General features: G+C 45.5%; 5 protein-coding genes and 2 pseudogenes. All 7 read left to right on the forward strand.

The features are described from left to right. The first annotated feature begins 40 nt into the window (after positions 1 to 40). Positions 41 to 739 carry a LuxR C-terminal-related transcriptional regulator gene (locus AC6I8W_RS25455; RefSeq protein ID WP_497839339.1) on the forward strand — a complete coding sequence of 233 codons (699 nt, stop codon included), beginning with the start codon at positions 41 to 43 and terminating at the stop codon, positions 737 to 739. A gap of 65 nt (positions 740 to 804) precedes the next feature. Beyond that, complete coding sequence (locus AC6I8W_RS25460) at positions 805 to 1,476, forward strand: LuxR C-terminal-related transcriptional regulator (protein WP_497839340.1); 672 nt, start codon at positions 805 to 807, stop codon at positions 1,474 to 1,476. 157 nt (positions 1,477 to 1,633) lie between these two features. Further along, positions 1,634 to 2,203, forward strand: coding sequence for a tyrosine-type DNA invertase (locus AC6I8W_RS25465; RefSeq protein ID WP_497839379.1), 570 nt, complete (start codon positions 1,634 to 1,636; stop codon positions 2,201 to 2,203). Positions 2,204 to 2,360: 157 nt separating this feature from the next. Then, positions 2,361 to 3,882 (forward strand): annotated as a pseudogene (locus tag AC6I8W_RS25470) (IS3 family transposase). 204 nt (positions 3,883 to 4,086) lie between these two features. Then, positions 4,087 to 4,451, forward strand: a pseudogene (locus tag AC6I8W_RS25475) (transposase); the annotation flags it as partial. Between the two features lie 1,171 nt (positions 4,452 to 5,622). Continuing rightward, positions 5,623 to 9,159, forward strand: a complete 3,537-nt coding sequence (locus AC6I8W_RS25480) for a S6 family peptidase (protein WP_497839341.1) — start codon at positions 5,623 to 5,625, stop codon at positions 9,157 to 9,159. A gap of 623 nt (positions 9,160 to 9,782) precedes the next feature. Further along, positions 9,783 to 10,379: a helix-turn-helix transcriptional regulator gene (locus AC6I8W_RS25485; RefSeq protein ID WP_497839342.1), complete on the forward strand. Its 597-nt coding sequence runs from the start codon at positions 9,783 to 9,785 to the stop codon at positions 10,377 to 10,379. Positions 10,380 to 10,940: the final 561 nt, after the last annotated feature.

Here is a 10,940-nt window from a genome sequence, read left to right on the forward strand (position 1 = left end):
CTCCGTTCAGAGCACGTTACCTAGAAAACAAGGAGGTCAGATGAGCTGTTTCAATAAACTAACCCTATCAGACAATTCTGCTGCAAGTTCTGCTGGAGAAGGTGTGTTGATCATGGATACCTGCCCTGTTACGGCGATGGGCATAAAGCAAGTACTGATCGTTTCCTGCGGGATCACCGATTCCATAAGCTATGTACACAGTCTTGCTGGCATTTCAACGCGAGTTGCCAGAGCGCAGCCTTCGCTATTGATCATGGATATCTGTGGCGAACAAGAACTCATGCTGGATGGGTTGCGGCTTTTGGCGCAACTACGTAAAGCACACCCAACAATGAAGATTATCATCTGCACTGATTTTAGCGACTCTCGGGTACTTGAGCTTCTCGTGTCATCTAAAGCCAACGGAATTTTGTTAAAACAAGAACCGGTACTGGCGCTGGCGCAATGTGTCTCAAAGGGTATGTCTGGGGGGCGGCAATGGTTAAGTCCAAAAGTACAACTCCTGCTCGCAAAAACACCGGTGAAAAATACCTCACTCACCGCCAGGGAATTGGATGTACTTGCTTACCTGTTTTCTGGTCTGAGCGTTTCCAGGGTAGCGCAAACGCTACATCGCGATGTGCGCACAGTCAGTAAACATAAGCGTAATGCCATGATGAAACTGGGTTTTCATAATGACAGTGAACTCTTTGCTCAGGGCACCTGGATGGCAAAAATCGGTCCAACATCCGGTCTTTAAGTGTTATCCGTGATGTTTTTTTAAATAGATCAATGCCGGGAGTCTCGGCCATCAAAGAGCAAAAGATGAATCAGACATACACACTGCCTCGTAGCGTGGCATTAATGGATAGCCACCCCTTAACGCTCATCGGGCTCTCAACGCTTATTAGGTCTATCAATAAGAACTGTGAAATTAGCATCCAGGAGCCGAGTTTGGGCAAAATGTTTGATGCCCTGATGTATCAATCCGTGGATATCCTTGTCACTGATTTGCAAAGCGCTGAAGAAAATCTACAGGAGGGGCTTGATATATTGCGGCAAATGAATGCTCTGTTCCCGGACATGAATATCGTAGTGTATACCTCTTGTTGGGACAGTAATGCACTGAGGATTTTACTCAATCATTACAACATCAGCGTGATTGCGCGCGGAGAAGCACTTACTGACACTGAAGATTTCTTCAGAAAGGCATTTGAACAACAGCGTGTGCTCAGTCCGAAAATCTGCTGTGACCTTGCGCAAGTAAATGAAGCGCTACAATGTGTCACTTCGAGATTAACACCTAGCGAAATTTATGTCTTACGGCATCTTTATAATGGTTTGGATTTGCAACAAATTGCACGCATGAAGAAATTAAGCATCAAAACCATTAGCGGCCATAAATGTAATGCTATGCGAAAACTTGGTATCAGAACAAAATCAGAGTTGTTTTTACAGTTAAATGATAAGTTTAATCAATGGAATGATTTATCCTGAATCATAATAAGTAGATTGACGAAATGTACGGGGATATTAAAGCCTGGTACCAGTAATCCTAAAAAACCTTATTAAACCTTAACTCATTGCTTATAAGACGATTACTTGTAGAATGCAATCGTTGAAGTTAAAGATAGGGGAAAGTAAAAATATGAAAATGAAGAAAATGAAGAAAATGAAGAGAAGGAAGTATCTTACCGTTAATGAGATAGAAAGGTTGATCTCTGCCGTTGGGTTATCAAAAAATAGCGAGAGAAATAAATGCATGCTGCTAATGTGTTTTATACATGGGCTCAGGGTAAGTGAGCTTTCTCAGCTAAGGTTGCGGGATGTCGAAATTTCCAATAAAATTATCTATATATCAAGATTAAAAAATGGGTTTTCGGTTCAGCACCCTTTGCAATATCGCGAACTGTTAGCATTAGAAGCTTGGATGCAGATGCGATCCAGCTATTTGGGTTCTGATTCTGAATATTTGTTTTTATCAACACATGGTAAAAAAATATCGAGGCAGCAATTATACCGCATCTTCAGGGTGGCTGGAAAAGTCGCCAACATCAATGTTGATGTGCATCCGCATATGTTCAGGCATGCATGTGGTTATGCCTTGGCAGATAAGGGATGTGATACCCGGCTCATACAAGATTACTTAGGGCATAAGAACATCCAAAATACAGTTATTTACACTGCATCTAATGCCGCCCGGTTTAAGTCTGTTGTTTTTTAATTAGATTGTTATCCACATCCTTGCCAGTGCGTTCTTTTCTGTGCACTGGCTCAAATCATCACTTAACATAACTATAAGTTGTCTATCCATTATTAAGATGTCGTCTCAGTGGCTAAGGGGGGTGCGGACGATTTCCTGGACCTTCGGGAGATAATTTATGCACTCATATGAGGATCGGATCCGGGCCGTGGAGCTTTACTTCAGGTATGGCAAAAGGCTGACAGTTGTTGTCAGAGAGTTGGGCTATCCATCCGTTAAACAGCTTTCCCGGTGGGTTCGAATTTATGAAGAGGCCGGTGACTTACCCAGGGAATTAAAGCCAAGAAAACGCTATTCACATGCACAGGGTTGAGCATTATCTTACGCACGGCGGCTGTCTGGCTTTCACGCGGCGTGCCATCGGTTATCCCAGCAACGAAGTGCTTAAGAGCTGGATCGAAGAGATTTATCCGGGACGACGCCCGCTGATTATTCGCTCGAACACGAATAAATGCTTCAGCCCGGAAGAAAAAACCCAGGCTGTGCGCGAACTCTGCACCCGACGCGGAACCGCCCTTAAAGTTGCACAAAAGATAGGTATCAGCGTTCCGGTCCTGTACAAATGGAAGAAAGACCTGATCGACGATGAGGCTTATCAATCCATGCGTAAACGTAAACCAGCTTCTCGGGATAAGCAGCAGGATGCACTGCGCGATGAAATAAAGCAGCTTCAACAGCAGGTTCATCAGCTACAGCTTGAACGTGACATCCTGACAAAAGCGAATGAACTGATAAAAAAAGACATGGGCATCAACGTCCTGACCCTGAAGAACAGGGAGAAGACCCGGCTCGTTGATGCCCTTAAAGAAATCTATCCCGTTGCTGAACTGCTCAGTGCTCTGCAGCTTGCCCGCAGTTGCTATTTTTATCACAAAGCAAGCCTGCGTCTGCATGACAAGTACGCGAAAATACGCGTAACTATGGCAAAGATCTTTGAGGGAAATTATCGCTGCTATGGCTACCGACGCCTCCACGCGATGCTCCGTGAAAACAACACATATATCTCAGAAAAGGTTGTCCGCAGACTGATGGCTGAAGAGCAACTGGTTGTTAAGCGTGTCGGGCGGCGGCGATACAGCGCTTACTGCGGGGAAATCGGACCGGCACCTGCAAATCTCCTCGCCAGAAATTTTCGTGCCTACAGACCAAATGAGAAGTGGCTGACCGATATTACCGAGTTCCATCTTCCGGCAGGAAAGGTCTATCTGTCGCCAGTCATCGACTGTTTTGATGGCAAAGTGGTGAGCTGGGCCATAGGGACACGTCCGGACGCAAAACTGGTAAATGCCATGCTCGATGATGCGATCGATACGCTCAGGGAAAATGAAAGGCCGGTGATACACAGTGACAGAGGAAGCCATTACCGATGGCCGGGCTGGCTGGATCGTATCAATGGATCGGGTCTTATAAGGTCCATGTCACGCAAGGGTTGCTCGTCGGATAATGCGGCGTGCGAAGGCTTCTTCGGGCGGGTCAAAAATGAAATGTACTATGGCAGAAACTGGGCGGGCACATCGCTGGAAGATTTTATGTGCTTCCTGGACAGGTACATACGCTGGTATAACGAGAAGAGAATCAAAATATCATTAGGTGCGATGAGTCCGGTGAAGTACCGGGAGCATCTGGGGATCACAACATAGCAGTCCAGGAAAACATCCGCATCTCCCCGTACGACATTAGCGTTTTGGAGTAACACATTAATGGCGCATAATCATAATTATGTTAAATAACATATCCGGCTAATCCCCGAAGCGCCCGCCTCTCCTGTAAGTATCCCTGCAAAACGAACCGTTCACTTTTAGAGATCTTCCGACATACTGTTTATGTTTCCGGAGGAGATTGCCATGCGTAAAGCACGATTCACCGAACACCAGATCATCGCCGTGTTGAAGTCTGTTGAGGCTGGAAGAACGGTGAAAGACGTTTGCCGTGAGGCGGGTATTTCTGAGGCTACTTACGACAACTGGAAAGCAAAGTTCGGCGGTATGGAAGCCTCTGATATCAAAAAGATGAAAGATCTGGAGGATGAAAACCGACGTCTCAAACAGATGTTTGCCGATCTCAGTCTCAAGTGTCGGGCACTGAAGGACGTTATCGAAAAAAAGCTTTAAAACCAGCGATAAAACGGGAACTCTCCAGGTATCTGGTTTCGCAATTTGCGATGAGTATCCGTCAGGCATGCAGGATCTTGTCGCTGAAAAAAGGCATTGTTGCACTGGCGAGGAAACTGACAACATTGATGTTGAGTATGTGGAAGTCAGAAACTTTTTATAATGAACGTCTTAACGCGGTAAATTAACAAGCATAAAGTCATGACCAATCAGAGTGAGTTCGTCTTTCACTTCAATTCCGGAACGCGCTTTGCAGGGTAAAAGCCTTGCGGGAATCACATAGGAATGAAGACGACGTCTTGCAACATGTTGTAGCATCAATAGATGACTACGAAGACGACAAAGACCCCGCCTGATCCTGATATTGACTGATTAGACGATAAACGCGTTCACCGGATTTACTGCCTGCTTAAACTGAAAAGTCCTTCGCCTTGGGAATACCATGGTATAATTTATTAACCTAACTCTGCCCTGCCCTATTTCATGTTTTTTCTGTCGAAAGGGAAAAAAAGTTGAGTATCGGCAGAGCGGTTTTTTATCTGATAGGAACATTAAGCAGCCCATATTCGGAAAAATTCACCCCTGATGCTTTTTTTTAAAATCAACGTTAAATATTATCACTTTCTCAGAATCACAAAATGATTCAGGTCACATTTTATTATCACTTCGCAAAATCGATAAGAAGTAGCTGGTTCCGTTTTTTTTTCCTGTTGCAGGCCCCCGGGGGGGGAGCTCTTTAATGAGATGGTGTTTTCAATTTTCTACGCATATAAGTTCCATTGTTTTAAATTAAACAACTTTGACCTTCTTTGCATGTGAATGACTTCATTAATAAAAACAATGTGTTATATGTGTCTGTCGCTAATGGAATTAACCCAGTCTCATATGAGTCTACTTTTATTTTACCTGGCAAGATGCTTGCATTTACTTTCTGTTACAACTTTGATAGAAATTGATGATTACAAACAGTACATAAGGAGAAATAAATTAACGACTGAGATGACACATAAAGACAAAAATAACCACTATATGCAGTTATTTAATTTCGCGGGGCTTTGTCCATTGAATGAGGCTGAGAAATCACGCGCTGATGTTATGCGCTAAATATTTTCAGGGTATGAGCCCTACTATTCAGCTCGTTGCCTGAATTTAAAAAATACATTTATCCTTTTTATTCCTGCTTATGTCAGAGGGGTTGTTTTGATAAAATACTATAACACAGTATGGTACGCTACTATATTCATCTATACGACCGCTTACGCGGGAGTCATGCGACACGATGTTGATGTTCAGGATTATCGTGATTTTGCCGAGAATTTAGGGAAATATTCTGTCGGGGCGTCAGATATTGCCGTGTATAAAAAAGATGGTACGCTATCCGGCATCCTTGAGTTTTCCATGCCTGATTTTGGCATGGTTGCGACTTACGGATACAGCACACTCGTTTCACCCTCTTATCTCGCCAGCGTGCGTCACAACACCGGGTATAAGACTGTCACCTTCGGGAATGGTGCGCAATATGCTGCCACTTACACTTTGATCAATCGTAATGAGTCCCCCCTCGATGATATAGATTTTCATCTGCCACGTTTAAACAAGGTGGTGACGGATGCTGCCCCGGTCGGGGTAGTCGTAAAGTCTGAGATTCGAAAGGGGGATACCTCCCGTTATTCCTGGTACACCCGGGCCGGTGGCGGTTTACAAACCCAGGTAACAGATGATCAGACCGGAAGCATCAGACTCAGCGGAGCGTATAACTGGGTCAGCGGGGGGACCATCAATACTGCTGCGGTGACATGGCCTTCCGGGACTCTACGTGCGCCTGATTATGGCCCAGATAGTCCGCTGACTTCTCCGTTGTCGATTGGCACATTAGCTGGTGACAGTGGAAGCCCTGTCATGGTCTATGACGAAGTGGACAGCGTGTGGAAAATTGCAGGTGTGCTTCATGGTGGTACGTCGTCAAATGCCTATGGGGCCATTTCCATGTGGGAGTACATACCAGATGGCTATATCCAGGACACGGTTGCTGCTAACACCTCGCCCGACATTACTGACAGTGCTGGAGGCGGTATCATCAGCTGGGGCTGGGATGCGATAACTCAACTGGGAAGTACGTGGTCCTGGGCCGGTCTGTCAGACACTTACAGCACACTCGCACCGTCAGCAGCAACGAGTAAGGAGCTGGATGCCACAAAAGACATACGTTTTAACGGTGATGGTGGCGTCATCGAGCTGAGCGGTCCCGTCAACCTGGGAGCTGGGAAGCTGCGTTTTTCCGCTGATTACACACTGACATCGGCTGCGGGAGTCAGCGCCACTTGGGTGGGGGGCGGGATTGAAGTTGATGCCGGTAACGAGGTGCTCTGGCAGGTCAACGGTCTGACCGGTGATGCACTGCACAAAATCGGGGATGGCACGCTTCATGTGAACGCGGAAGGCATAAACCCCGGCAGCCTTAATGTTGGAGCAGGAACGGTCATTCTCGATCAGCAGGCTGATGCATTAGGCCAGAAACAGGCTTTTTCTTCCATCACAATGGTCAGTGGACGCCCAACCGTCGTGTTGAGCGACAGCGGGCAGGTTCCGACCAGTAATATTTATTTCGGCTACCGGGGCGGTACGCTGGATTTGAACGGTAACGCGCTGACCTTCACGAAAATAAACCATACCGACAGTGGTGCCAGGCTGGTAAACCACAGCAGCACGAATATGGCAAACCTTACTATCACTGGGCATACACAACCCGACAAGCAGGTGTTTCGCGGTTTTATCGGTGAGACCGATGGAAACAATGTCAATGGTGCACTGAACGTCAGCATCACTCCAGAAAAGAGCACAGCACTGGTGGCACTCACGGGCGGCATGAACCTTAACGGCAGCCTGAATGTTGACAACGGCGTCGTCATTCTATCCGGTCAGCCCGTGGCTCACGCTGGCAGTGTGGTGATTGACGATGACTGGTTGATGTCTCTGTTTAAAGCGGACAGCATCAACGTGGGCAGTAATGCTATTTTTCAGGTCGGTGAATACGCCAGCGTAACTGCCGATATTACAACTGGTGAATCGGCAAAGGTATCTCTGGGATACAACGACAGCGACAGTGAAGCTGAAAAATCATGGCGTTGTTATGCGGTAATTTATCTAAACAATGTGACCTGCAGCCAGCCGGTACGTGATGCGGATGCGCTGGAGCTTCTACCCGCCAGTACCGTGAACGGCAACGTGCAGTTGGCTGATAACGCCAGCCTGTATCTCGGGAAAGTATTCTACCAGGGGGCAGTTACGTCAACAGGAGCGACCCGCATGACGCTGGCCTCTGATGCCTACTGGCAGATGACCGGGGACAGCAATATCAGCAGCTTGGTGGCTGGTAACGGGGCATCCTTATCACTCACATCTTCCGGGAACTGGACAGCCAAAACGCTTGCAACGGACACATTTGATGCGACCGGTCTGACGGTCACGCTGGGCGTCCGGCCTTCCACTCTGGAAAGTGACCGCATTACCATTAAAAACGCCGCCACCGGCGGTAATAATCTGCTCGAAGTGGATCTGCTGGTCAGGGAAGAAGAACAGGTTGCGCTGGAACAGAACCTGGTCATGGTCGATGCGCCAGTGGGCACGGCACATGACTACTTCACGTTTGCCAGCACCTACAGTGGCTTCACTATTTATACACCAGACTATATGGTGCAGGATGAGGCAGACCGTGTGCTGTGGATGCTTAAAAAGAATAAAGAACCGGTGATAGATAGGGACAGCGAACCTACTGTGCAGGAAACTAAGGAGACGGGAGGTCAGGTTACGGCTGCACCGGATGAACAGCCTGCAGTAAATGGCAGCGGAGCAGACACTGGAGCCAGCGCAGCCGCGCAGCCGCAATTCAATCCTGATGACTGGTTCACCATTCAGGACAATAAACCCCTCATCCGCACGGTGCGAGCCATGATGGCCTCACGGCAGTACATTTTCAGCGAGTCACTCAGCAGGCTTCATGACCGCTCCACCCAGCTCCATACAGCCGGGGAAACCAGCGGAGTGTGGGTAACGGTTGATCACACACGGGGAAGTTTTCTCGATTCATCAGCGACTCAGCAGACTCTGACAGTAGGATGGGATACGCTGAACAACGGTCAGATATTTGGTATCAGCGCAGATTATACCAAGGGGGATATCCGCAGTCAGGGAAGAGAAAATCACCGTCTGGCCACAGCTGGAATGTACTACTCGTGGCGGCCGTGGAAAGGTATCTTTGTTGATGTGGCCAGCCGGTATATGTACCTCAGTCAGGAACTGATGCTTGTTCCTGTGCTCGGTGCTGGCGAGGCAAAACGCGATACCCATATACTGGCCGGTGGCGTAAGGTCAGGTTATCAGTTCAGCACTTCGGATGATATGCTGCTGATTTCCCCCTATCTCGGCGTAAGCGGTGGTGCACTTTCAGGCTATAATGTGACAGGACATGACGCGGCGATATCACTGAGTTCAGGCACGCCTTATTACGGAACCGGTGGTTTGTTGGTACAGAAACGCGGCATGTGGGCAGGTAATGATAGTATTATGCTGACGGCGGGTATTGAGTATCAGTATTCACTGGGGAAATCGGGAACAAAAACTATTCTTACCGATCGCCAGTCAGTTCGTCGTTATGATGCCTGGTCAGATAACCGCTATCGAGCACACCTCGGTGTGGAAGGACAATTGACCGACAGCCTGTCAGTTAGTGCAAAAGTCAAAAACAGCTTCGGTGGGACGTTCAAAACTGACTACAGCGGCCAGGTCGGCCTGAGCTATCATTTCTGAACTACAGTTCCCCTGCCTGACAGGCAGGGGAGTTATCAGAACCCAGACAGATATTTACGGCACATCGGATAAACAGATCAGGATTAAAGTTCATTTCCATTGCATGCAATCACCCGTCGATACCTCTCGGAACTTCGTGTCTTCAGGTATCAAATTCGACATTCTTGTTGCTGCCTCTACTGGTAAGCCAATTTTTCCTATCACATTTTAGCCAAGTATAAATGCTGTTTAAGCATACAATTAAGTTGCATTTTTTGTTTAATTATAGGAGGTTTTTTATTTCTTTTTACATTCATTCTCATTTGAGAATGGATAAAAATTAAAATATTAAGTTTTTTGTTTTAGATCTGTTGACAATCTATCCCTCTGACAGATTCCTATTTTATTCCTTGTTAAATCTTAGATTGAGTCAGAGGATTACATAAAAGTACGAATTATCCCAATTATTATAATCCTCTCGTCTTAGAGAGGATTTGTTGCATATTGTGTGATATTTTCCACACCAATTAGTAAGGTTTTTGTCATTTTTTTATCTATTTTTAGTTGTTATAGAAAGTATTTTGTTGGGAATTAATGGTTTTCAATGGAAAGCATTGAAAAGTTACATGCTTTAGTGGGGTGATATGAATATCTTATTTTTAGGTGCAGAGAATCTTAGTTTCTATGGTGTTTCTTATATACTGGAGAAAGGGTTCCCTGGAGCTGGGGTTACTACCTCGGCGATACAAAAAGTGCATTCGGCTTTAGCTAAAGAACACTTTGATATAATTGTGTTAGATTGCGAAGAAGCCTATCAGCACAGCGAATTACTAACCCGGGAACTTACAAAAACAAACACCCCTATACTGGCTTTGGTAGATGACATGAAGCAGATAAGGTGGCTACAAAAGCACATCCCTTCAATGCGGGGAATATTAAACAGAGATAGTAGTGTCAATCAGTTCGTCTCCACGATTAATCTCATATTTGATGGCTGCTACTGCTATTCATGGAATGTATTGAATATTCAAAATATTTCGGCTAATGATTTCAGTGAAGACATGTATGAGACAGCCAGGCTGACCAAACGAGAACGTCAGATACTTGAGCTATTTTTGGCTGGGCAATCAAACAAAGCCATATCAGTTAAGCTTTCTCGCAGTGAAAAAACTATCAGCGCCCATAAATCAAATTTACTCAAGAAGCTGGGGATACAAGGGTGGCAACTTAAAGCTGGATAATTATCGGACTTTTCTTTTCTTATTCAGGATTGCTTAACGGTTGCGATTTTTATTATGGCTATACTTTAAAGATTACTATCTTTATATTGAGTTAAATTGCGCCTAAAATATTAAGTGTGGATTATTTACATTGTAGTTTTGTAAGGGTTGAATAATCCATAAATCGTTTTAATACAGCGTGTTAAATGTCATTAATCCATTTCTAAGTGTTTTTCCTTTTTGTATAGGCCATGGCTGCGTCTATATCCGTACTGTCTTTTAATAAATAAAATAAGTGAGCTATCGAAAATGGCCTTATTTACAAGTGATGGCAAAGTTGAAACTCGAAATAAAATGGTAGTTGCGTCTCAGGAGAGCATATGATCGGGAAGCTAAACGGAAACTCAATCGTTTTAGTAACTAAAAACGTGGAAGGCAAAGGTGAAAGCCAATCTGCAAGCACCACACATTTACTCAAGGTTAAGGTAGAGCCTGGAAATGTTTATCTTTTAAAGAATGAAAACAATAACTTTGCGCCTGAAAACATCACATTAAAGCGCACAGGTAGCAATCTTGAAGTTT

Source organism: Pantoea sp. X-Soil-TKNS-1211, assembly GCF_059730495.1.